Annotated in this window: 15 protein-coding genes; 5 read left to right on the top strand and 10 right to left on the bottom strand. The window is 72.0% G+C overall.

Annotated elements, in window-relative coordinates; translation table 11 throughout:
* Positions 1-435: 435 nt before the first annotated feature.
* Positions 436-2,367 carry a BACON domain-containing protein gene (locus ACWD4P_RS33550; protein WP_449782234.1) on the bottom strand — a complete coding sequence of 644 codons (1,932 nt, stop codon included), beginning with the start codon at positions 2,365-2,367 and terminating at the stop codon, positions 436-438.
* A 396-nt stretch (positions 2,368-2,763) separates the two neighbouring features.
* Between ACWD4P_RS33550 and radA the strand changes: the two genes are divergently transcribed.
* Both radA and disA read left to right on the top strand, forming a co-directional pair.
* Positions 2,764-4,287, top strand: coding sequence for a DNA repair protein RadA (radA, locus tag ACWD4P_RS33545; RefSeq protein ID WP_449782233.1), 1,524 nt, complete (start codon positions 2,764-2,766; stop codon positions 4,285-4,287).
* Positions 4,288-4,487: 200 nt separating this feature from the next.
* On the top strand, positions 4,488-5,546 hold the full coding sequence (gene disA / locus ACWD4P_RS33540) for a DNA integrity scanning diadenylate cyclase DisA (RefSeq protein WP_188306273.1): 1,059 nt from the start codon (positions 4,488-4,490) through the stop codon (positions 5,544-5,546).
* Positions 5,547-5,733: 187 nt separating this feature from the next.
* On the opposite strand, the gene ACWD4P_RS33535 is transcribed toward disA, so the two are convergent.
* Positions 5,734-6,582: a hypothetical protein gene (locus tag ACWD4P_RS33535; protein WP_359821151.1), complete on the bottom strand. Its 849-nt coding sequence runs from the start codon at positions 6,580-6,582 to the stop codon at positions 5,734-5,736.
* 263 nt (positions 6,583-6,845) lie between these two features.
* Here ACWD4P_RS33535 and ACWD4P_RS33530 point away from each other — a divergent pair, with 263 nt between their 5' ends.
* Positions 6,846-7,769: an A/G-specific adenine glycosylase gene (locus ACWD4P_RS33530; RefSeq protein ID WP_449782232.1), complete on the top strand. Its 924-nt coding sequence runs from the start codon at positions 6,846-6,848 to the stop codon at positions 7,767-7,769.
* A gap of 138 nt (positions 7,770-7,907) precedes the next feature.
* Here the strand turns inward: ACWD4P_RS33530 and ACWD4P_RS33525 are convergent, their stop codons facing one another.
* The gene (locus ACWD4P_RS33525) at positions 7,908-9,503 is read right to left on the bottom strand and encodes an MDR family MFS transporter (RefSeq protein ID WP_449782231.1); all 1,596 of its coding nucleotides are present in this window, start codon (positions 9,501-9,503) and stop codon (positions 7,908-7,910) included.
* Positions 9,504-9,725: 222 nt separating this feature from the next.
* On the opposite strand from ACWD4P_RS33525, the gene ACWD4P_RS33520 reads away from it, so the two are divergent.
* Positions 9,726-10,358, top strand: coding sequence for a TetR/AcrR family transcriptional regulator (locus tag ACWD4P_RS33520; protein ID WP_359821150.1), 633 nt, complete (start codon positions 9,726-9,728; stop codon positions 10,356-10,358).
* 92 nt (positions 10,359-10,450) lie between these two features.
* Here the strand turns inward: ACWD4P_RS33520 and ACWD4P_RS33515 are convergent, their stop codons facing one another.
* Positions 10,451-11,431, bottom strand: a complete 981-nt coding sequence (locus ACWD4P_RS33515; RefSeq protein WP_449782230.1) for a M23 family metallopeptidase — start codon at positions 11,429-11,431, stop codon at positions 10,451-10,453.
* Between the two features lie 358 nt (positions 11,432-11,789).
* Between ACWD4P_RS33515 and ACWD4P_RS33510 the strand changes: the two genes are divergently transcribed.
* Complete coding sequence (locus ACWD4P_RS33510) at positions 11,790-12,989, top strand: threonine aldolase family protein (protein ID WP_449782229.1); 1,200 nt, start codon at positions 11,790-11,792, stop codon at positions 12,987-12,989.
* 179 nt (positions 12,990-13,168) lie between these two features.
* Here ACWD4P_RS33510 and ACWD4P_RS33505 read toward each other — a convergent pair whose 3' ends face one another.
* The 6 genes from ACWD4P_RS33505 to ACWD4P_RS33480 all read right to left on the bottom strand — a co-directional run.
* Positions 13,169-15,514 carry an immune inhibitor A domain-containing protein gene (locus tag ACWD4P_RS33505; protein WP_359821145.1) on the bottom strand — a complete coding sequence of 782 codons (2,346 nt, stop codon included), beginning with the start codon at positions 15,512-15,514 and terminating at the stop codon, positions 13,169-13,171.
* Positions 15,515-15,857: 343 nt separating this feature from the next.
* The gene (locus ACWD4P_RS33500) at positions 15,858-18,377 is read right to left on the bottom strand and encodes an ATP-dependent Clp protease ATP-binding subunit (protein WP_359821142.1); all 2,520 of its coding nucleotides are present in this window, start codon (positions 18,375-18,377) and stop codon (positions 15,858-15,860) included.
* A 686-nt stretch (positions 18,378-19,063) separates the two neighbouring features.
* Positions 19,064-19,417, bottom strand: coding sequence for a histone-like nucleoid-structuring protein Lsr2 (locus ACWD4P_RS33495; protein WP_359821139.1), 354 nt, complete (start codon positions 19,415-19,417; stop codon positions 19,064-19,066).
* 91 nt (positions 19,418-19,508) lie between these two features.
* Positions 19,509-20,045 carry an amino-acid N-acetyltransferase gene (locus ACWD4P_RS33490; RefSeq protein WP_359821137.1) on the bottom strand — a complete coding sequence of 179 codons (537 nt, stop codon included), beginning with the start codon at positions 20,043-20,045 and terminating at the stop codon, positions 19,509-19,511.
* Between the two features lie 10 nt (positions 20,046-20,055).
* On the bottom strand, positions 20,056-20,493 hold the full coding sequence (locus ACWD4P_RS33485) for a BlaI/MecI/CopY family transcriptional regulator (protein ID WP_359821135.1): 438 nt from the start codon (positions 20,491-20,493) through the stop codon (positions 20,056-20,058).
* 242 nt (positions 20,494-20,735) lie between these two features.
* Positions 20,736-21,336 (bottom strand): amino acid--tRNA ligase-related protein (locus tag ACWD4P_RS33480; RefSeq protein WP_449782228.1); only part of this gene is annotated, 601 nt, incomplete at its 5' end.

The raw sequence follows: 21,336 nt of genomic DNA, 5'->3' as shown, positions 1-21,336 counted from the left end.
CGCCGCCCCACCCGCATCCACACACTCTGCACCCAACACGGCATCACAACGACGGCTTGAGCCCGACCCAGATCAAATACTTCGCCAGCAGAATCGCCAGGTCGACTTTCTGTGCCTGTCCTCGATCGGCTGGCGGACGAATATGCCGACCGGTCTACATAGCGCCGGGGGCCCGTGTGCTGTTGTGCACGAGAAGTCGGCCGGGCCGACTTTCTGTGCGTGGCCCCCGGTTGGGCTTTGGGGCGGAAATCATCGGTCGGTCCACATGGCGCGCCTCTGGGCCTGTTGCGGGAGAAGCCGGCCGGGGGCTTCGGCCGGAGCCTCGGCTCCCTCCCCTGCGCCAGAAGTCGGCTGGGTCGACTTCTGGCGCGCAACCTCCGCAACCCCCGCAACCCCCGCTGCGCCGGGAGGCCAGGGGCTGGGCCGGGCCGGTTGCTACCGGCTCGGCGGGGAGGCCGTCGTCGTGTCCGTCGGATGCGGTGAGGGGGCCGTGGTGGGCGTCGTGGTGGCCGGGCCCGAGGGGGACGGGGCGGCCGTCGTCGCGCCGGTCGGGGACGGTGCGGGCGTACCGGTCGGGGCCGGCGTGGCGGACGGTGTCGACGAGGGCGTCGACGAGGGCGTCGACGACGACGGCGACGGGTCGGCAGGGGAGGTGGCGGATCCACCGCGGTTGTGCGGTCCGCCCTCCAGGGTGACCACCGCCTGGGAGGGCGGCAGCGCGATCCGGGCGGTCCAGTGCGTGGTCGGCGTCTGGTCCTCGTCCACGGTGACGATCACGGTGATCCGCTGGCCGGGCGCCAGGGTGCCGGCGTCGCGGCTGAGCCGGAGCCAGCCCGCGTCCGTCTCCGCGTGCCAGCGGATCTCCGTGGTGCCGGAGTTGGTGAGGGTGAGGATGGTCCGGCTGCCGTACTCGGTGGCCTCGACGGTGAGCAGTCCGGCGGGGGCGGGCTCGCCGGTGCCCGGCGCGGAGGCCTGGTCGGCCGACGGGGCCGGTGCGGCGACCAGGGACGGGCTGCTGAGGAGGGCGGCGCCGTGGGCCGGGACGGGGATCACCGCGCCCTGGAAGGTGAGCCTCGGAAAACCGGGAAGCAACGTTTCTGCACCCGCCGCACCGGCACCCCCCGCACCACCACCCCCCGCGATCGCCCCGGTCCCGGCCCCAGCCAGCTCCGTCCCGGGCATGCCGGACGACCCGGGGGCTACCGATCCGTCCACCGCGGGCCGCGGCCGCTGTCCGGCCGGGTGTCCGGCCGCGTCCACCCGCACCGCCGACACCGCGGCCGCCGATCCCGACCCGGTGCCGCCCCGGTGCCCGGCCCAGAGCGCGACCACCGGCGCCGCCAGTACGGCCGCGAGCACCCCGGTGGTCACCACCCGTCGGCGCACCGCCAGCCCGCGCCCGGCGTCCGGCATCCGGTGCCGGGGAAAGCCGGTCCGGTCGAACCGCAGCCCCGGTTCCACCGCCCGCGCCGCAGCCACCCGAGCCGCAACCACACGCCGCACGGCCGCCCCGGGGCCGTCGGCCGTGGGACCAGCCGTAGCCCCAGCAGCCGTCGCCCCACCAGCTGTAGCCCCGGCAGCCGGTGCCGACGCCGGGCCGGTGGCCGTGGCGGCCCGGGCGGCACCCGCCGGAGCCCGCAGCAGGGCCGGCCCCGACAGCCCCGCCGCACCTCCCGTACGCCCCGCGCCGCCCGTACGCCCCGCGCCCTCGGCACCTCCCGCACCCTCCGCCGCCTCGCTCGCGGCCACCCGCTCCGCCGTCCCCCGGCAGGTCGGGCAGTCCACCACGTGCCGCACCAGCTCCCGTCGCAGCGCCGGGCCGAGCACCCAGTCCCGCCAGGACTCCGCCCCGGCCCCGCCGAGCCGGTCCAGCTCCGGGCAGCCGCCCACGCCGAGCACCAGCAGGGCCGCCCGGGTGCGGGCCACCTCGGCCTCGGCGGTGGCCAGCAGTGCGCGGGTCCGTTCGAACGGCAGGCCCAGAACCGCCGCCACCTCCAGCGGGGTCAGCCGGTGCCGGACGGAGAGCTCCAGTGCCTCGCGCTGCTCCGGGTCGGTTCCGGCGGCCTCGGGCCAGGCGAGCGAGGAGAGTTCGTGCCGCCGCCGGGCCGCCTCGGCCTCGTCCGGTTCGACGGTGTCGGCCCGCCCGGCCTCGGCACCGGTCCCGCCACCGCTCCCGCCACCGGTCCCGCCCGCGAGGCGGCGCAGGCAGCAGTACCGGGCCAGCGAGAACAGCCATGCGCGCAGCAGCCCGGGCTCGGCCAGCCGGGCGCCGTGCCGCCGTGCCAGCTCGCGGACCTCGCTCAGGGCGTCGGCGGCCGCGTCGTGCTCGCACAGCACCGAGAGGCAGTAGGTGAACAGGCCGTCCACCTGCCGGTCGTACGCCGCGAGCGCGGCAGCGGCCCGTGCCCCGGCCTGCGCCCCGGCCTGCGTCCCGGCCGGACGCGCCTGCGCCCCGGCCTGCGTCCCCGCCGACCCGGCCGGTCCGATCCGGGCCCCGGCCGACCCGGCCCGAGCCCCGCCCTGTCCACCGGAGCCCGACCTGACCGCCCGGCCCGGTGCACCCCACCTGCCCGGCTCGACCGACCCGGTCGGCCCAACAGTTCTCGTCGTCACCCATCCGACGGTAGAGAACGCGGACGGCTGATCCCGGCCATTCGCCGTGTATGTACTTCTTTCGGGTAACAACATCGCCCATCTGTGTGGATGCGCGGCGAGCCCGCCGGCGGACCGTCGCTGTCGTACCCAGGCGCTACCGTGGGCCGCATGCCTCCGCGTTCCAAGACCACCGCCAAGCCGCGCCCGGCGTACCGCTGCACCGAGTGCGGCAACCAGCTGCCCAAGTGGGTCGGCCGCTGCCCGGAGTGCAACGCCTGGGGCACGGTCGAGGAGTACGGCGCGGTGCCGATCCGCACCACGGCCGCCGGCCCGGTCAGCGCGCCCGCCCGTCCGATCGCCCAGGTGGACGGCCAGGTCGCGACGGCCCGCTCGACGGGCGTGCCGGAGCTGGACCGGGTGCTCGGCGGCGGTCTGGTCCCCGGCGCGGTGGTGCTGCTGGCCGGCGAGCCCGGCGTCGGCAAGTCGACCCTGCTGCTGGACGTCGCCGCGAAGGCGGCCACCGCGCAGCACCGCACGCTCTACGTCACCGGCGAGGAGTCGGCCGGCCAGGTCCGGCTGCGCGCGGACCGGATCGACGCCCTCTCCGAGCACCTCTACCTCGCCGCCGAGCAGGACCTCGGCGCGGTGCTCGGGCACATCGAGGCGGTCAACCCCGGCCTGCTGATCCTGGACTCGGTGCAGACCATCGCCTCCGCCGAGCTGGACGGCGCCCCCGGCGGCCCGGCCCAGGTGCGCGAGGTGGCGGGCGCGCTGATCCGGGCGTCCAAGGAGCGCGGCATGGCGACGCTGCTGGTCGGCCACGTCACCAAGGACGGCCAGATCGCCGGCCCGCGCCTGCTGGAGCACCTGGTGGACGTGGTGCTGAGCTTCGAGGGGGACCGGCACGCCCGGCTGCGGCTCATCCGCGGGGTCAAGAACCGCTACGGCGCCACGGACGAGGTCGGCTGCTTCGAGCTGCACGACGAGGGCATCGTCGGCCTGGCCGATCCGTCCGGCCTCTTCCTGACCAGGCGTGACAAGCCCGTTCCGGGCACCTGCCTCACCGTCACCCTGGAGGGCAAGCGCCCGCTGGTGGCCGAGGTGCAGGCGCTGATGGTGGATTCGCAGATCCCGTCCCCGCGCCGTACGACCTCGGGCCTGGAGTCCCCCCGGATCGCGATGATCCTGGCCGTGGTCGAGCGGCACGGCGGGGTGAAGCTCGGCAAGCAGGACATCTACACCGCGACGGTCGGCGGGGTGAAGCTGACGGAGCCGTCCGCGGACCTCGCGGTGGCGCTGGCGGTGGCCAGCTCCTCCACCGACACCCCGCTGCCCAGCAACCTGGTGGCGATCGGCGAGGTCGGCCTGGCGGGCGAGGTACGGCGGGTGACGGGTGTGCAGCGGCGGCTCGCCGAGGCGCACCGGCTGGGCTTCACCCACGCCCTGGTCCCGCCGGACCCGGGCAAGGTCCCGGCGGGCATGAAGGTGGTCGAGGTGGCCGACATCGGCGAGGCCCTGCGGGCGATCCCGGGCCGCCGCCGTGCGGCCGCCAAGCCGCGCACCGAGCCGCGCGGTGAGGCCCCGTCGGCACCGCCGGCCCCGCGCTCCGCCCGGGCCGCGGACCGCCCGGCGGCGTACTCCGAGGAGCTGATGGACGGCTGGGAGCCGCTCGACTCCGACGAACTGCGCTGACCCAAGCCCTGCCGAAGCCACACACAGTTAGACTTTCTCCAGTCTCATTGGCCAGAAGGCAGTACCGAGCGGTACTGAGCGACAGAGCAACAGACCGCGGACCGGCGCACGGCGTGAGGCGCGCGGCACGGGTCGACCGGAGGAGTCACGTGGCAGCCAGCGACCGGGGGGCGGACAAGGCCTCCCGCGAGGAGGCCCTGCTGCGGGCCTCCCTCACCGCCATCGCGCCCGGTACCGCGCTTCGTGACGGCCTGGAGCGGGTCCTGCGGGCCAACACCGGCGGTCTGATCGTGCTGGGCTTCGACAAGACCGTCGAGTCCCTGTGCACCGGCGGCTTCGTCCTGGACGTCGAGTTCAGCGCCACCCGGCTGCGCGAGCTGTGCAAGCTCGACGGCGCGGTGGTGCTCGACAAGGACATCACCAAGATCGTCCGGGCCGGCGTGCACCTGATGCCGGACTCGACCATCCCCACCGACGAGACCGGCACCCGCCACCGCACCGCCGAGCGGGTCAACCGGCAGACCGGCTACCCGGTGGTCGCCGTCTCGCACTCGATGCGGCTGATCGCGATGTACGTCAACGGCACCCGCCGGGTGCTGGAGGACTCCACCACCGTGCTGTCCCGTGCCAACCAGGCGCTGGCCACCCTGGAGCGCTACAAGCTGCGCCTGGACGAGGTGGCCGGCACGCTCTCGGCGCTGGAGATCGAGGACCTGGTGACGGTCCGGGACGTCACCGCCGTGGCCCAGCGCCTGGAGATGGTGCGGCTGATCGCCACCGAGATCGCCGGCTACGTGCTGGAGCTCGGCATCGACGGCCGCCTGCTCTCGCTCCAGCTGGACGAGCTGATCGCGGGGGTGGAGCCGGAGCGCGAGCTGGTCGCCCGGGACTACTTCCCGGAGCGGGCCGCCAAGAAGGGCCGGACGGTCACCGAGGTGCTGGCCGACCTGGAGGCGCTGACCCACGCCGAGCTGCTGGACCTCCAGACCGTCGCCAAGGCGCTCGGCTACTCGGGTTCGCCGGAGTCGCTGGACTCCGCCGTCTCACCGCGCGGCTACCGCCTGCTGGCGAAGATCCCGCGCCTGCCCAACACGGTCATAGAGCGCCTGGTCGAGCACTTCGGCGGCCTCCAGAAGCTGCTGGCCGCGAGCATCGACGACCTGCAGACCGTCGAGGGCGTCGGCGAGACCCGTGCCCGCTCGGTCCGCGAGGGCCTGTCCCGTCTTGCCGAATCGTCCATCCTGGAGCGCTACGTCTGACCGGACGCGCAGCCGTACGGACGCCCGTGCCACGGCGACGGCCCCCGGGGAGCCCCTCCCCGGGGGCCGTCGCCCGTCCGCGACCGGTGCTCCCGCCCCGCGTCCGGCCCCGGGGAGGCGTTCCCCGGACACGACGGAGCCCCCGGCCGTGCGACGGCCGGGGGCTCCGGGGGAAGTTGACCGGTTCTCAGCTGTCCAGTCGGATCGACGCCCGCGCCGAGACCTTGTCCCCGGAGAGACCGGTGAGCTCCGCGAGCACCACGTAGGTGCCGCTCGGCGGCGGGGTCTGGTCGGCGGTGGCGCACTGCGGCTTGCTGCGGCTGCGGTCCCAGGTGAAGGTCTCGGTCTGGTTGCCGTTCGCGCCGAGCTGCACCCAGATGTTGCCCTTGTCGGCCGGGCAGTCGCCGGAGGACCAGACCCGGTCGTTGTTGCTGCCGCTCACCGTGATCACGGAGGCGGTGCGGCCCAGGTCCACCCGGCAGTTGGCGCCGGAGTTCTTGACCGTCAGGGCCAGCCGGGGCTTGTCCTTGGGCTGGTACGAGTTCTGGGTGCCGGCCAGCTCCAGTGCCACCTGCGAGGAGGTGCAGACCGGCAGCGCCATGATCTCGGGGGTGTTCACCGCCGGGACGCCGCCCGTGCTGCCGGAGCCGCCCGTGCCGCCACCGGTGCCGCCGCCGGTCGCCGGTGCGGCGCCGCCCCCGGGGGCCGGGTTGGCTCCGCCGGCGCCGGTGCCGCCGCTGAGGTTGACCTCGGTGCCGCCGCCTCCCGCCACCGGGCCGCCGGTGCCGCCGCCCGGGCGCGCCGCGGGGCCGCTCGGGGAGGCACCGGGCGTGATGGCCTGGGCCGGGGTCTGGGACTGGGAGGGAACGGCCTGCGCGGCGTTGCCCTGTGAGCCGCCGTCACCTCCCCCGCCCTGATCGATCATCAGCCAGGCGATCAGCGCGACGACCGCCGCGACGGCGACGAGCACGACGACGCGCCGACGCCAGTAGATCGAGGCCGGCAGTGGTCCGACGGGTTGACGCAGAGAAGGCACGATCAAACTCTACGAGACTGTGTGTGGCGATTGACTCACCAACACCGCACAGTCGCCCCTTCCTTCACATGATCCGCCATTTGACCCGTTCGAGCGAGCCCCAACCGGACGATTTTCCGGAAGTTCCCCCGGCGGGCAGCCGGCGGGCAACCGGGGGGCGACCGGCTGGCAGTCGGCTGGCAGTCGGGGGACGGCCAGGGGGCGATCGGGAGCGATCCGGTCCACTTCGGCCCGGCGGGCGGGCATGGGAGGATCGAAGGGCCATGACTGCCATCACCGCTCCCGCCGCCGCCGGTGCCACCCGGCCGCCGATGCCCCTGCCGCTGTTCCACTCGACCGTCCTCGACTGGTACGAGGCGAGCAAGCGGGACCTTCCCTGGCGGGCCCCCGACGCGACGCCGTGGGCGGTCATGGTGAGCGAGTTCATGCTCCAGCAGACCCCGGTCAAGCGCGTGCTGCCCGCCTGGGAGGCCTGGCTGACCCGCTGGCCGACCCCGGCCGACCTCGCCGCCGAGGCGCCCGGCGAGGCGGTCCGGATGTGGGGCCGACTGGGCTACCCGCGCCGGGCGCTGCGCTTGCACGCGGCCGCGGTGGCGATCACCGAGGAGCACGAGGGCGAGGTCCCGGACGACCACGCCACCCTGCTCTCGCTGCCCGGGGTGGGCGAGTACACGGCCGCCGCCGTCGCCTCCTTCGCCTTCCGCCAGCGGCACGTGGTGCTGGACACCAACGTCCGCCGGGTCTTCGCCCGCGCGGTGACCGGCGTGGAGTACCCGGCCCAGGCCACCACCGCCGCCGAGCGCCGCACCGCCACCGCGCTGCTGCCGGACGACGCCGAGACCGCCGCCACCTGGGCGGTCGGCGTGATGGAGCTGGGCGCGCTGGTCTGCACCGCGCGCGGCCCGGAGTGCGGGGACTGCCCGCTGTTCACCGCCTGTGCCTGGCAGCGGGCCGGCCGCCCGCCGTACGAGGGCCCGGCCCGGCGCGGACAGTCCTACGAGGGGACGGACCGCCAGGTGCGCGGCAAGCTGCTCGCGGTGCTGCGCGAGGCGCACGGGACGGTGCCGCAGGCCCGGCTGGACGCGGTCTGGCCGGACGCGGTGCAGCGGGCCCGGGCGCTGGACGGCCTGGTGGCGGACGGCCTGGTCGAGCCGGTCGAGCAGGGCGTGTACCGGCTGCCCCAGTAGCCGCCCCCGCGAACGAAGCGCGAAGGCCCCGCGAACGAAGCGCGAAGGCCCCACGGCCGGAGCGCGAAGCCCCCGCGAACGAAACGCGGCGCCCCCGGGAGGACATACCTCCCGGGGGCGCCGTACGGGCGGGGGCCGTCAGACGGCCGCCGCCTCCAGCGAGGCCTCGGCCGGCTTCTCGCCCTTGCCCGTCCCGCGCAGCGGCACCTCGCGCAGGAACACCGCCGCGGCGATCGCGATCACGGCCACGCCCGCACCCCACAGGAAGACGGTGTGCATGCCGTTGGACACCGCGTGGTGGTAGGCGTCCTGGACGGCCTCGGGGAGCTTGCGCAGGGCGGCCGGGCTCATCTGGCCCGGGTCCTGAACGCCGCCGCCCGCGGTGGCCTGCTCGCCGAGCCGCTCCTTCATGGTGTCGGTCACCCGGTTGTTGAACAGCGCGCCGAAGAGCGCGACACCGAAGGAACCGCCGATGGTGCGGAACAGGGTGGCGGTGGAGCTGGCCACGCCCATGTCCTTGAGCTCGACGCTGTTCTGCGCGACCAGCATGGTGATCTGCATCAGGAAGCCCATGCCGGCGCCCAGCACGACCATCCAGCAGGCCGAGGTGAAGCTGCTGGTCCCGGTGCCCATGGTGGAGAGCAGGATCATGCCGCCGGTCATCACGAGGGTGCCGATGATCGGGTAGATCCGGTACTTGCCGGTCTTGGTGACGGCCTGGCCGACCACCAGCGAGATCACCAGCATGCCGAACATCATCGGCATCAGCAGCAGCCCGGAGTTGGTGGCCGAGGCGCCCTGGACGATCTGCTGGTAGAGCGGCAGGAAGACGGTCGAGCCGAACATCACGAAGCCGACGACGAAGCCGATGATCGATACCAGGGTGAAGTTCAGGTTGCGGAACAGGCTCAGCGGGAGCATCGGCTCCTCGACCCGCTGTTCCACGTAGCAGAAGGCGATCAGCGAGGCGGCGGCGAGCGCGGCCAGGCCGAGGATCTCCTTGGAGCCCCAGGCGTACTGCTGGCCGCCCCAGGTGGTGATCAGCACCAGCGAGGTGATGCCCACGGTGAGCAGGACGGCGCCCAGGTAGTCGATCTTGGCGGTGCTGCGGACCTTCGGCAGCTTCAGGGTGACGACGACCACGGCGAGCGCGACGACGCCGAGCGGCAGGTTGATGTAGAAGGTCCAGTGCCAGCTCAGGTGGTCGGTGATGAAGCCGCCGACCAGCGGGCCGCCGATGGTGGCGAGGGCCATCACCGCGGCGAACATGCCCTGGTACTTGCCGCGGTCGCGCGGCGGGACGAGCGCGCCCATGATCGACATGACGCCGACCATCAGACCGCCGGCGCCCAGGCCCTGCACGGCGCGGAAGCCGATCAGCTCGTTCATGTTCTGGGACAGGCCGGACAGCGCCGAACCCACCAGGAAGATCACGATCGAGGTGAGGAAGGTGCCCTTGCGGCCGTACATGTCGCCGAGCTTGCCCCAGATCGGGGTGGAGGCGGCGGTGGCCAGGGTGTACGAGGTGACGACCCAGGACAGGTGCTCGGCGCCGCCGAGGTCGCCGACGATGGTCGGCATCGCGGTGCCGACGATCAGGTTGTCGAGCATGGCCAGCAGCATGGTGACGACCAGGCCGATCATCACGAGGCGGATCTCCCGCGGCGACCGCGGCTGTTCCTCCTCGGGCGTCTTGTCCTCCGGCACCGGGCCGACGGTCTTGGACTGTGACATGAGGTGGGGTCTCCCGGAGGGTGGTTCGGACGGAGCGGCGTGCCGTGCGGCGGCTCACTTACTTGTCGCCCGGCTAGTTTATCGACCGTCGGCACGGTAGGTTGTTTACTAGCCGGTCGTCAAGCCAGTTTCCCGACCGGCCTTCTGGGCAGGGAGAATGAGTCCGGAGCGGCTCCCGCCCCGGGGTCCGCAACAGTCACCGACGCAGTCATGAGGCAGGCCATGGCCACTCCGCACAGCCCCCGCAGCGACACCCGGGCTCGCATCATCGAGGTGTCGCTGGAGCTCTTCTCCGAGCAGGGCTACGAGCAGACCTCACTGCGTGAGATCGCCGACCGCCTGGGCGTCACCAAGGCCGCGCTCTACTACCACTTCAAGACCAAGGACGACATCGTCCTGGGCATCGTCGAGCGGATGGCCGCGCCGATCGACGACACCATCACGTGGGGCCGCAAGCAGGACTGGAGCCCCGCGGTGCGCGACGAGCTGATCCGCCGCTTCGCGGACGGGATGGCCGAGCGGGCCCCGCTGCTGCGCTTCTTCCACGAGAACCAGCCCGCGCTGCGCGAGTCCCCGGCCGGGCTGGCCTTCAAGGACCGCATGATCACCATGATGCAGTTGGTGCACGGTCCGGGCGCGGACTTCCACGACCGGCTGCGGGCCGCGATGGCGCTGTTCACCGTCCACTCGTCGCTGTTCCTGGTCAAGCAGGACAACGCGGACTGCCCCCACAGCCCGAACGTGTGGGGTGAGCAGCCGCCCCCCGCCGAGCTGGGCGAGGCGATCGGGGCGGCCCGGGACATCGCGCTGGAGATCGGCGCCCGGATCAGCCATCCGGCCGGCAGCGTCGGCTGAGCGCGGCGCCGGGCGGGAACGGGGCGGGGCGGGAACCGGGCCGGCCGGGAACGACGGCCGGGAACGACGCCGACCGGGCGCCGCCGGGCGGCTCAGAAGTTCGTGACGCCGTGCCCCGCGAGGTACGCGATCGGGTTGACCACCGCGCCGTAGCGGTTGCTGGTGCGGATCTCGAAGTGCAGGTGCGGGCCGGTCGAGTTGCCGGTGCTCCCGGACAGCCCGATCCGCTCGCCCGCCGACACCCGCTGGCCCGCCGAGACGGCGACCGAGGACATGTGGGCGTACTGCGCGTAGTGCCCGTCCGCCAGCCGCAGCACGACCTCCTTGCCGTACGCGCCGTCCCAGCCGGCCGACACCACGGTCGCGTCGCCGACCGCCAGCAGCGGCGTGCCCGGGGAGACCGCGAAGTCCACCCCGGTGTGGTACCCGGCCGCGTAGCCGCGGTTGGGCTTCCCGTACGGATTGCTGGTGGGCGCGTTCGGCACCGGCGCCGACCACCCCGGGGCGGGCGCGGGCTCCTGCGCGGGCTCGGGTTCGGGTTCGGGCTCCGGGGCCGGCTCGGCGGCGGGGTCCGGACCGGGGTACGGCGGTTCGAGCGGCAGCAGGTTGGGCGCCACCGCCACGAACTGCTGCGCCGAGTCGCCGTCGTCGGGCAGCTTGTACGGACTCGGGCCGGCCACCTGGACCAGGCCCGCGCTCGGGACCTCCGCCCGCGGCACGGTGAAGGCCGAGCTGCCCGGGGTGGTGGGCAGGACGGTCTGCGCCGAGGCCGTGCCCGGGGTGGCCGCCAGCAGCACACCGGCGAGCAGCGTGGCGACCGCTCCGGCCGAGACCAGCGCGTGGTCGTGCTCGGCCCGCTGTCGGCTGCCGGGCAGCGTGGAGTGCCGGGGCGACCCGAGGGCACGCAACGGCGTGGCGGCGTGGGTGTGGACGGCACGGCCGATCCGGGGCTGCCAGACGGACGCGCGGGTGCGGACGGCGTGGCCGATCCGGGGCTGCCAGGCGGCGGCCTGGGCCGCCGTGCGGGCGGCGAGCCGGCGCAGGGCCGGCCCCACGGGCGGGACGGTGGACATCGCTTGCCGAACCTCACGGGTCGTACGAGGGCAGCACGAAGGGCCCGTTCGGGCGCGTGCTGAGCGGGGGACCACTCAGGTGTAACGGTCACCGAGCGGACGCCCAAACGGTGTGACGTACTACGGGATGTAGTCAGCGTGGCGCGGGAGATTCAAACCGACGGAGTAATGATCATGAGATCGGATCGCTCACGACCGCTCCGTGGCACCCGCCGCGTCCCCGGCATCCGCTACTACCGCCGCTCGTACCGCGCCGAAGGCCTGTGACCAGCACCACGCGCGGCCGGGGTTTGACCGGCTCGAACCGCTTTCCGTCCGCACCGCTGACCGGTCCCGCCCGCTGGGGGACCATCGAGCCATGTATGGCAACAGGAGCGAAGACCCCGACTCCAGTGACCGCCCGAGCCTGTCGGACCGCCGCTTCGCCGCCCTGCGCGGCTGCGAGCGGCTGCTGTCCGGGCCCCGGCCGCAGAGCATCCGCGAACGCCTCGCCGACCTCGCCGGCCCGCCGCCGGGCGGGCCCGGGGCCGCTCCCGACCTGGACGGCCGCCCGGACCTGGACGGCCGCCCGGACCAGTACGGCGACGGCGTGCTCCGCACCCTGGAGCAGCGGGTCGCCGGGCTGCTCGGCACCGAGGACGCGGTGTTCCTCCCGACCGGCACGATGGCCCAGCAGATCGCCCTGCGGATCCACGCCGAGGCGGCCGGGTCGCGCACCGTGGCCACCCACCCGCTGGCCCACACCGACCGGCACGAGCGGCACGCGCTCGGCGTGCTGTCCGGGCTGCGCAGCCTCTGGCCGACCGAGGCGCCGCGCCAGCCCACCGCCGCGGAACTGCGCGCCCTGGACGAGCCGTACGCCGCACTGAGCCTGGAGCTGCCGCTGCGCGACGCCGGGTTCGTGCTGCCCGGCTGGGCGGAGCTGGTGGAGCTGGCCGCGGTGGTGCGGGAGGAGCACGGTGCGGCGCTGCACCTGGACGGCGCCCGGATCTGGGAGTCCGCGGTGGCCCTCGGCCGTCCGCTGCCGGAGGTCGCGGGCCTGGCCGACTCGGTCTACGTCTCCTTCTACAAGACGCTCGGCGGGATCAGCGGCGCCGCGCTGGCCGGCCCCGGCGGCTTCGTCCGCACCGCCCGGGCCTGGCGGCACCGCTACGGCGGGCAGCTCTACCAGCAGTGGCCGTTCGCGCTGGCCGCGCTGGCCGGGCTGGAGCGCGAACTGCCGCGGCTGGCCCGGTACGTGGGGCACGCCCGGACGGTGGCCGAGGCGCTGGCCCGGGCGTTCGCCGCCGTCCCCGGCGCCCGGGTGCACCCGGCTCCGCCGCACACCCACCAGTTCCAGCTCTGGCTGCCGTACCCGGCGGGGGAGTTGGAGGAGGCAGGGCTGGGGCTGGCCGAGGACACCGGGATCGGGCTGTTCGGGGCCTGGCGCGCGTGCGGTCCGCCGGGGCTGTCGATGACCGAGGTCACGGTCGCCGCGCCCGCCCTCGACTGGACCGGCGCCGACGTCGCGGTGGCGGCCGCCGCCTTCCTGGACCGGCTGCCGGCCGGTAAGGCCTGACGGCCGGGTCGGCGGGCACCGGGTTCGGCAAGGCGCCTGGATTCGGTGAGGCGCCGGGGTTCGGCGAGGCGGGCGGGCCCGGAAAGGCGTCCGGCCCGCCCCCGCGCGCTGCGGGGACGGGCCGGACGTGGAGTTGTCAGAGCTGCCTGGTCACAGGCCGATCGCTACCGGGGTGGCGATCAGTTGTCGACCGGGCGGACCCGGATCCAGGTCTCCAGGTAGTTCGAGGACTCGTTCTCGACCTCGATGCTGGTGCCGGTCTTCGGCACGTTGACACCGCTGTACGGGTTGTCCTTGCTCCACCACGACTTCAGGTCGTTGAACTCGTCGACGCCCTTGGCCTTCGGCACGACGGTCTCGACGCCGGCCTTGTGCAGGGTCATCCCGGAGGTGCGGCGCGAGCCGAAGGTGGAGTCGTAGCCCTGCATGCGCGGACGCATCAGGGTGCCGTCGCTCCACTTCAGCGGGGTCGGGTGCGAGTCGACCGGCAGGATCAGGCCCTGGCCGGGGTGGGCGCTGACGTTGTTGTCCGTCTGCGACTCGTCCCAGTACCAGACCAGCAGGCCGGGCTGGTACGGGTAGTACTCGACCCAGTTCGGGCGGTCGGCGAAGCCGAAGTTGTACGGGCCGGTCTTCAGGGTCCGGTCGTAGGACACGTACTGCCGGTTCTCCGCGATGTAGTACTGCGCGTAGTCCTTGGTGTACGAGCCGCCGAAGCGGGAGAAGCCGTCGGCCACCCAGCCGTTGTCACCGTTCTCGACGTCGTCGCTGAACACGGTGGCGCCGTCGGCGACGACCGCGATGTTGTCCAGCGTCAGGCCGCGGAAGTGCAGGCCGCCGTCGGTGCTGTTGTGGTAGCGGAACTTGATCTGCTTGCCCGCGTAGGCGTCCAGGTTGAAGGACAGGTCGCCCCAGGTGGCCACCTGGCCGCTGAGGGCCGGACGGTCGTTCTCGCGGGGCAGCGCGGTGCCGTTCCAGGTGCCGTCGACGACGGTCCAGGTCTTGCCGCCGTCGGTGGAGACCTCGCCGAACGCGTAGTCGAAGTCCTGCTCCAGCTCGTACCAGGCCTTGGCGTTGATGCTGGCCTTGGTCTTGCCGGTCAGGTCGATGTCGCGGGTGAGCGTGACGTTCAGGTTGTCGGCGCTGCCGCTCCACCACTCACCGGCGCCGGCGAACGGCTTGTTGATCTCGGTGGTGATCTTCTTCGCGGGGAGGTCGACGATCAGACCCTGCGGCAGGTTGCTGTTGTACTCCGCCGGGCCGATGTGGTGGGTCGACTCGGTGCCGGCCTTGGCGCGGTCGGCCTTCAGCCAGCCGAGCTTGTACTTGCTCCAGGCGTCGAGGTCGTTCGGCATGTCGCCGATGCTGCCCTTGCCCTCGCCGAGCCAGGAGCCCGAGGACATCAGCGACCAGAAGCCCACCGAGTTGTCGATGCCCTTGCCGGCGGTGTCGTAGAGGTCCGGCAGACCGAGGTCGTGGCCGTACTCGTGGGCGAAGACGCCGAGGCCGCCGTTCTCCGGCTGCATCGTGTAGTCGCCGATCCAGATGCCGCTGGTGCCGACCTGGACGCCGCCGAGCTTGTTGCCGTCGGGGCCGGCCGTGCCCTGCAGGTTGCCGTAGACGTACGAGCGGTGGGCCCACAGGGCCTTGCTGCCCTGCTTGCCGCCGCCGGCCGACTTGTCCTCGCCGGCGTGCACGATCTGGAAGTGGTCGATGTACCCGTCGGGCTGGTTGAAGTTCCCGTCGTGGTGCGAACCGTAGCGGTCCCACTGGTCGTACTGGGCCAGGGTCGCCTTGATCTGGGCGTCGGTCTGACCCTTGGCCAGCTGGTCCTTGTACCAGATGTCCACGGCGTCGCGGATCAGGTCCTGCGCGCTGGCGCAGACGTTGGAGCCGCAGTAGTCCGAGCCGTAGCGGGCCTCGTTCCACGGGACCCGGACCCAGTCCGAGACCACGCCGTCGACCGAGTAGCGGCCCGAGGACTGCTGCTCGTAGTAGGTCTTCAGCGAGGGCTTGTCCTTGGCGAAGTACAGGTCCTGGAAGTGCTGCTGGTTGTAGTCGGCCTGCCACGCGGTCGAGTTGTTGGTGGCCGGGTCCGGCTTCGCGATCTCGTTGTGCTTCGGGCCGGCCTCGCCGCCGTACTTGACCTTGCCGTCCGGCGTCTTGGTGGTGTTGTCCACCTGGTCACCGAAGTCGACGAGGATGGTGAAGATCTTGTCCGTGCGCTCGCGGGCGAGCTCCACGTACTTGTCCTTGCCGAGCTTCACACTGGTGGAGCCGTTGTGCTTCTCGACCTGGGCGGTGCCGTCGAGCAGCTTCTGGGTGGCGGCCTTCTGCTCCGCCTCCACCTTCGCCGTCAGCGGGCCCGGGATGTTGTGCTCGGTGCTCTGGACGGCGTCGGCCGGGTCCCGCGGGACCGGGGCCGAGCCTGCGGCGACGGCGGTGGCCGGGAACAGGCCCGCGCCGAGCGTGACTATGACCGCTGCGGCAGTGGCAGCCGCAGCGGTTCTCCTGGTGTTCTTCAACGTTGTGACGTCCTCCCCGACCGGGGCCAGCTGTTGGCCAAAGCCCGGCAAACCAAAATGAAAGACAGGTGGACGTCATTTGATACAAGCGTGCACAGAAAAGATAGACCTTGACCGTGACATGGTCACGGCGCTATCCTCCGCGACTTCCCATCACCTGACTGTCTGTCAACCGTATGTTCGTTAAAGGTCGCTGAGAAACCGGGCGCACCCGCACCAGCCGGAGCGGAGGCCAGCCATCCGGGTCCGGACCGCGCCGGGCGCGGCGGAAGCGGAACGCGCCGAGCCCCCGGCGTCAACGCCGGGGGCTCGGTGGCTGTGAAGTTGTCTGTTAAAAGTTGGGTTACTTCGTCAGGTCCGGCCCGGACGAGGCGACCGCGGCCGGGGTGTCCGCGACGGCCGACTTCTCCTCGCCGCGGAAGGTGAACTTGGCGTCCTTGCCCTCGCCCTCGACGTCCACGACGACGATGTGGCCGGCCCGCAGCTCGCCGAAGAGGATCTTCTCGGAGAGGTGGTCCTCGATGTCGCGCTGGATGGTGCGGCGCAGCGGACGGGCACCCAGGATCGGGTCGTAGCCGCGCTTGGCCAGCAGCTTCTTGGCCTCGACGCTGAGCTCCAGGCCCATGTCCTTGTCCTTGAGCCGCTCGTCCACCTTGTCGATCATGAGGTCGACGATCTGGATGATGTCGTCCTCGGACAGCTGGTGGAACACCACGATGTCGTCGACACGGTTCAGGAACTCGGGGCGGAAGTGCTGCTTGAGCTCCTCGCCGACCTTCGCCTTCATCCGCTCGTACCCGGTCTGGGTGTCGCCCGCGGCCGCGAAGCCGAGGTTGAAGCCCTTCGAGATGTCCCGGGTGCCGAGGTTGGTCGTCATGATGATGACGGTGTTCTTGAAGTCGACCACGCGGCCCTGGGAGTCGGTCAGGCGACCGTCCTCCAGGATCTGCAGCAGCGAGTTGAAGATGTCCGGGTGGGCCTTCTCGACCTCGTCGAAGAGGACGACCGAGAACGGCTTGCGGCGGACCTTCTCGGTCAGCTGGCCGCCCTCCTCGTAGCCCACGTAGCCGGGCGGGGAGCCGAACAGCCGGGAGACGGTGTGCTTCTCGGAGAACTCGGACATGTCGAGCGCGATCAGCGCGTCCTCGTCGCCGAACAGGAACTCCGCCAGCGTCTTGGACAGCTCCGTCTTACCGACGCCGGACGGGCCGGCGAAGATGAACGAACCGCCGGGGCGCTTCGGGTCCTTGAGGCCCGCACGGGTGCGCCGGATGGCCTGGGAGAGCGCCTTGATGGCGTCCTTCTGGCCGATGACGCGCTTGTGCAGCTCGTCCTCCATGCGCAGCAGGCGGGACGTCTCCTCCTCGGTCAGCTTGAAGACCGGGATGCCGGTGGCGGTGGCCAGGACCTCGGCGATGAGCTCCTCGTTGACCTCCGCGACGACGTCCATGTCGCCGGCCTTCCACTCCTTCTCGCGCTTGGCCTTGGCCTGCAGGAGCTGCTTCTCGTCGTCGCGCAGGGACGCGGCCTTCTCGAAGTCCTGCGCGTCGATCGCGCTCTCCTTCTCGCGGCGCACGTCGGCGATCTTCTCGTCGAACTCGCGCAGGTCCGGCGGCGCGGTCATCCGGCGGATGCGCATTCGGGAACCGGCCTCGTCGATCAGGTCGATCGCCTTGTCCGGCAGGAAGCGGTCCGAGATGTACCGGTCGGCCAGGGTGGCGGCGGCGACCAGGGCGGAGTCCGTGATGGAGACCCGGTGGTGGGCCTCGTAGCGGTCGCGCAGACCCTTCAGGATCTCGATCGTGTGGGGCAGCGACGGCTCGGCGACCTGGATCGGCTGGAAGCGGCGCTCCAGCGCGGCGTCCTTCTCCAGGTGCTTGCGGTACTCGTCCAGGGTGGTGGCACCGATGGTCTGCAGCTCGCCGCGGGCCAGCATCGGCTTGAGGATGCTGGCGGCGTCGATGGCGCCCTCGGCGGCGCCCGCGCCGACCAGGGTGTGCAGCTCGTCGATGAACAGGATGATGTCGCCGCGGGTGCGGATCTCCTTGAGCACCTTCTTCAGGCGCTCCTCGAAGTCACCGCGGTAGCGCGAGCCGGCCACCAGGGCGCCCAGGTCCAGCGTGTAGAGCTGCTTGTCCTTGAGCGTCTCCGGGACCTCGCCCTTGACGATCGCCTGGGCCAGGCCCTCGACCACGGCGGTCTTGCCGACGCCGGGCTCACCGATCAGCACCGGGTTGTTCTTGGTGCGGCGGGACAGCACCTGCATGACCCGCTCGATCTCCTTCTCGCGCCCGATGACCGGGTCGAGCTTGGCCTCGCGGGCGGCCTGGGTGAGGTTGCGGCCGAACTGGTCCAGGACCAGGGAGGTCGACGGGGTGCCCTCGGCGGGCCCGCCGGCCGTGGCCGACTCCTTGCCGCCGCCGGTCTGGTAGCCGGAGAGCAGCTGGATGACCTGCTGGCGCACCCGGTTGAGGTCGGCGCCCAGCTTCACCAGGACCTGGGCGGCGACGCCCTCGCCCTCGCGGATCAGGCCGAGCAGGATGTGCTCGGTGCCGATGTAGTTGTGGCCGAGCTGGAGGGCCTCGCGGAGCGACAGCTCCAGGACCTTCTTCGCCCGGGGGGTGAAGGGAATGTGACCGGACGGGGCCTGCTGGCCCTGGCCGATGATCTCCTCGACCTGCTGGCGAACGGCCTCAAGAGAAATCCCGAGGCTCTCCAGGGCCTTGGCGGCGACGCCCTCGCCCTCGTGGATCAGACCCAGGAGGATGTGCTCGGTGCCGATGTAGTTGTGGTTGAGCATCCGGGCTTCTTCCTGAGCCAGGACGACAACCCGCCGCGCGCGGTCGGTGAACCTCTCGAACATCGTTTATCGCTCCTCAGAGCGGTCGGGCAGTTCGGGGTCCGTCCCCGCCCTGTCCTTCCGCATGCTAGTCCCGCTCAGCGGCGCGGCCCACGGATTCACTCCCCGGTAGAGGAGCGAGATGCTGCGCGACCAGCCGACACCAATCCCAACCTGATGCTGGGAATCGGTGTTCCCACAGGCGGGCCGGATGCACCGGATTCCGCTACGCCATCGGCGAACACGAGCCGCCGGGGGCGCGGCCGGAACCGCTCCGGCCGGTCGCACATACTGCCCCTGGACGGGCCGAAGAACCCGTCCACCTGCATTCATACCCGGTATCGGGGCGGTTCTCGCGCAGTTTCCGCGGTGGCGGTGTTCGCCTGGCGAGAAGTCGGGCCGTGGTGGCGGGGGTTCGACCGCGGCCGGGTGGCCGGGCGGGCCGCCCGGTGGTGTCCGCGTCACCGCTTCGCCCCTACAGCGTTGCACAGCCCGTGATTGTTCCGCCGCCCGAGCACGTGCCCGGACGTGCGCCCGGACCCGGGTGTGCGCCCGGGGCCGCCCGGCCTCCGGTGCCGGGTCGACGGTGCCCCGCGGGGCACGCGCCGCGGGGCGCGGAGGAGACTCCTCCGCGCCCCGTGCGTGTGATGGCGGCGCCACCTCCGGCCGCCGGGGCCCCGCACCCGCTCCGGCGGGCCGACGGCGTCGGATCAGGACGCGTTGGCCTTCTCGTAGGCCTCGCGCACGTTGCTCGGAACGCGGCCGCGGTCGTTGACCTCCAGGCCCTGCTCCTTGGCCCACGCGCGGATCTTGGCGGTGTCGGGCGCACCGCCGCCGGACGGACGCGCCGCCCCGCCGCGGCCAGGGCGACGGGTGCCGGCGAGCCGGCCGCTCTGCTTGCGGCCCTTCTCCACGTACGGCGCCAGCAGCCCGCGGAGCTTGTCCGCGTTGGCGCTCTTCAGGTCGATCTCGTAGGCAACGCCGTCGAGGGCGAACGTCACCGTCTCGTCCGCCGAACCGCCGTCGAGATCGTCTTCAAGAATGACCTGCACCCTCTGTGCCACGGGCTTCCCTTTCCGCTAAACGACCCATTGCCTGAGGAAAGGAAAGCGCCTTTCTCCGGAAAACACAAACCCTTGACCCCGGTGGAGCGTCTCAGAGGTGCAGCAGCATGCGCGAGTTGCCCAGTGTGTTGGGCTTCACCCGCTCCAGGTCGAGGAACTCGGCGACGCCTTCATCGTACGAGCGGAGGAGTTCTTCATAGACATCTGTAGCGATCGCCGCCGGGTCTGTCGTACCATCATCGGTTTCCTGGACCTCGCCGATCTCGACGAAACCGTGTTTCGCGAAGAAGGCGACCTCGAACGTCAAGCAGAAAATCCGACGGACGCCCAGCCAGCGTGCGGTCTGCACCAGCTTCTCCAGCAGCAGGTGCCCGATCCCGGTGCCCCGGGCGGCCGGATCCACCGCGAGCGTGCGGACCTCGGCGAGGTCCTCCCACATCACGTGCAGTGCGCCGCAGGCCACCACCACGCCGTTGTCGTCGCGTTCCGCGACCCAGAACTCCTGGACGGATTCGAACAGTGTGACTGTGGGCTTGTCCAGCAGAATGCCGTCGCGCGAGTAGGCGTCGATGAGCCCGCGCACTGCCCGCACGTCCGTGGTCCGCGCCCGGCGGATGGTGACCTCCATGGTCGGGACGTTATCGCGCCGCCCCCGGTTCCGTCCCCCCGGTATCCGGTCCGCCGTCCGCGGAATCGGCGCCGGCCGGATCGGACGGGAACAGTGCGGCCACCCGCAAGGCGTCCCGGAGCGCTTCGCGTTGCTCGGGCGACATCAGGCCGAAGAAGTGCACCAGGGCCGCCGCCGGATTGTCACTGGTGGCCCAGGCGTCGTTCATCAGGGCCGCCGTGTACGCCTCGCGCGAGGAGACCGGTTCATATCGATAGGCCCGGCCGACCCGCTCGCGGCGCAGCCAGCCCTTTCTGTGCAGCTTGTCCAGGACGGTCATCACCGTGGTGTACGCGATTTCGCGTTCCGACCGCAGATCCAGGAGAACCTCGCGAACCGTGACCGGTCGGTTCCACTGCCACACCCGGGTCATGATGGCGTTCTCAAGTTCGCCGAGTTGCCGGACCATAGTGCGGCCAGGATAGGGAGTGAATGGGGCAAATCTTGTGAAGTGCGCCAAACCGGCGCGCCGCCACCCCCGGAATCGGGAATGGCGGCGCGCCGGTCGTTCGGGACGGCTGACGGTGTCAGTCGACGTCTTCCTTGGCCCGCTGGGCCCCGCCCTGGCTGCGGATGATGGCCCGCACCAGGAACCCGAAGCCGATCGCCATGACCAGCGGCGGCACGATCGCGCTGACGTAGTCCATCAGGTCACTCCTCCTCGGTCTTCTCCGCCGTCGCGGCGGAAGCCTTCGGCTCCGGCTTCACCAGCGGGAAGAGCACCGTCTCCCGGATGTTCTTGCCGGTCAGCAGCATGATCAGGCGGTCCACGCCGAGGCCGAGGCCACCGGTCGGGGGCATCGCGTACTCCAGGGCGCGCAGGAAGTCCTCGTCCACCTGCATCGCCTCGACGTCGCCGCCGGCCGCCAGCAGCGACTGGGCGGTGAGGCGGGCACGCTGCTCGACCGGGTCGACCAGCTCGGAGTAGGCGGTGCCGATCTCCGTACCGAAGATCACCAGGTCCCACTTCTCGGCCACACCGGGCCGCGAGCGGTGCTGGCGGGTCAGCGGGGAGACCTCGGTCGGGTAGTCCTTGATGAAGGTCGGCCGGACGGCGTTCTCCTCCAGCAGGCGCTCGACCATCTCCAGCACGATCTGACCGTGGCCCCAGTCCTTCTCGAACGGGATGCCGTGCTCGGTGGCCAGCTTGCGCAGCTCCTCGACACCGGTCTCCGGGGTGACCTCGGCGCCCAGGCGGGCGGAGATGCCCGGGTAGACGCTGACCTCCTCCCACGGCTCGGCCAGGTCGATC

Source organism: Kitasatospora sp. NPDC002543 (assembly GCF_053594915.1).
This window is presented reverse-complemented; position numbering and strand designations above follow the sequence as displayed.

Coding starts and splice junctions, on each gene's coding strand:
- ACWD4P_RS33525 (WP_449782231.1), bottom strand. CDS start 9,503: ATGTCACAGTCCAAGACCGTCGGCCCGGTGCCGGAGGACAAGACGCCC.
- ACWD4P_RS33510 (WP_449782229.1), top strand. CDS start 11,790: ATGTATGGCAACAGGAGCGAAGACCCCGACTCCAGTGACCGCCCGAGC.
- ACWD4P_RS33515 (WP_449782230.1), bottom strand. CDS start 11,431: ATGTCCACCGTCCCGCCCGTGGGGCCGGCCCTGCGCCGGCTCGCCGCC.
- ACWD4P_RS33485 (WP_359821135.1), bottom strand. CDS start 20,493: ATGGTCCGGCAACTCGGCGAACTTGAGAACGCCATCATGACCCGGGTG.
- ACWD4P_RS33500 (WP_359821142.1), bottom strand. CDS start 18,377: ATGTTCGAGAGGTTCACCGACCGCGCGCGGCGGGTTGTCGTCCTGGCT.
- radA (WP_449782233.1), top strand. CDS start 2,764: ATGCCTCCGCGTTCCAAGACCACCGCCAAGCCGCGCCCGGCGTACCGC.
- ACWD4P_RS33530 (WP_449782232.1), top strand. CDS start 6,846: ATGACTGCCATCACCGCTCCCGCCGCCGCCGGTGCCACCCGGCCGCCG.
- ACWD4P_RS33490 (WP_359821137.1), bottom strand. CDS start 20,045: ATGGAGGTCACCATCCGCCGGGCGCGGACCACGGACGTGCGGGCAGTG.
- ACWD4P_RS33520 (WP_359821150.1), top strand. CDS start 9,726: ATGGCCACTCCGCACAGCCCCCGCAGCGACACCCGGGCTCGCATCATC.